Here is a 1,221-nt window from a genome sequence, read left to right as displayed (position 1 = left end):
TTTTATTGTCTATTTTTAGGGGGGGTGACTACAGGCACCTGTGTGAATAGTATAATAGTCTCAAAGTTAGGTAGTTTGGCGGATTAGGAAAAACGGTGATGGGCATGGAGAAATTGGTGTGAATAGCTGCAGTGTGAATTTTCAGGAAGTAAATTGAACTTAAACTAATAGGGGAAGATGAGAATGGCTAGAAACAATAAAAAGAAAAGGCCACTATGGCAAAAAGTGATTTTCGGAGTGTTGGCAATCGTTTTACTCTGGGTAATAGGTGTAGGAGCATATGCTTTTTCCATTTATGATCATGCGAAGGAAACGGTGAATGACGGAATGCATGAAAAGGTTACCAGCATTGATTCAAAGGTAGTGAAACAAAAAGTTACGAATCAGGAATCATTGAATATTCTCCTCCTTGGGGTTGATAAGCGTGGTGGTGACAGGGGACGTTCCGATGCATTAATGGTATTAACCTTAAACCCGAAAAATGATGAAATGCAAATCGTCAGCATTCCTCGTGATACGAGAACCATTATTTCAGGAAAGGAATTTGAGGATAAAATTAATCATGCGTTTGTTTACGGCGGAGCGGATATGTCCATCGCTACGGTGGAAGATATGCTGGATATTGAACTGGATTATTTTGTCCAAATTAATATGGAGGGTTTATCAGATCTAGTGGATGTCCTTGGTGGAATTACTATTGATAATGAACTGGATTGGGTGGACACTGGATATTATGAACAGGGCTTCCATTATACAGAAGGGGAAATTACATTAGATGGACCGCAGACAATGGGGTATGTGCGTATGCGCTATCAGGATCCGGATGGAGATTTTGGCCGTACAGAACGTCAGCGGAAAGTCATTGAAGGTATTGTGAATAAAGGTGCAAAGGTAGCATCTGTTAATAAAATTAATCCGGTTATCGATGTTTTAGGTAATAATATGACAACGAATATGGACTTTGAAGATATGAAAGACTTGCTGTTAAATTATACGAATGTTCGTCGTGAGGTTAATAGTTATATGCTACAAGGAAGTGGAACGACAATCAATGGAGTTTATTATTATGTCGTTCCAGATGAAGAAATTGCGAAAGTGCATGATATGATAAACGATAAGAATTCTTAATATGATGAGCCCATGCAGGAGAAGTGCATGGGTTTTTCGCTGGGGTGTTACTAGTGGTGCCTGTAGTCAACCCCCCTAAAAATAGACAATAAA

General features: G+C 39.1%; 1 protein-coding gene. It reads left to right on the top strand.

The genetic code is table 11. The features are described from left to right. The first annotated feature begins 183 nt into the window (after positions 1-183). The gene (locus tag GMJ66_RS20305) at positions 184-1,128 is read left to right on the top strand and encodes an LCP family glycopolymer transferase (RefSeq protein WP_156292127.1); all 945 of its coding nucleotides are present in this window, start codon (positions 184-186) and stop codon (positions 1,126-1,128) included. The last annotated feature ends 93 nt before the right edge of the window (positions 1,129-1,221 follow it).

Origin of the sequence: Oceanobacillus salinisoli, assembly GCF_009733865.1 — a bacterium.
Lineage (GTDB): Bacteria > Bacillota > Bacilli > Bacillales > Amphibacillaceae > Oceanobacillus > Oceanobacillus salinisoli.
This window is presented reverse-complemented; position numbering and strand designations above follow the sequence as displayed.

What these genes read in the sequence shown, in the direction of transcription:
- GMJ66_RS20305 (WP_156292127.1), top strand. Translation starts at nt 184, where the DNA reads ATGGCTAGAAACAATAAAAAGAAAAGGCCACTATGGCAAAAAGTGATT.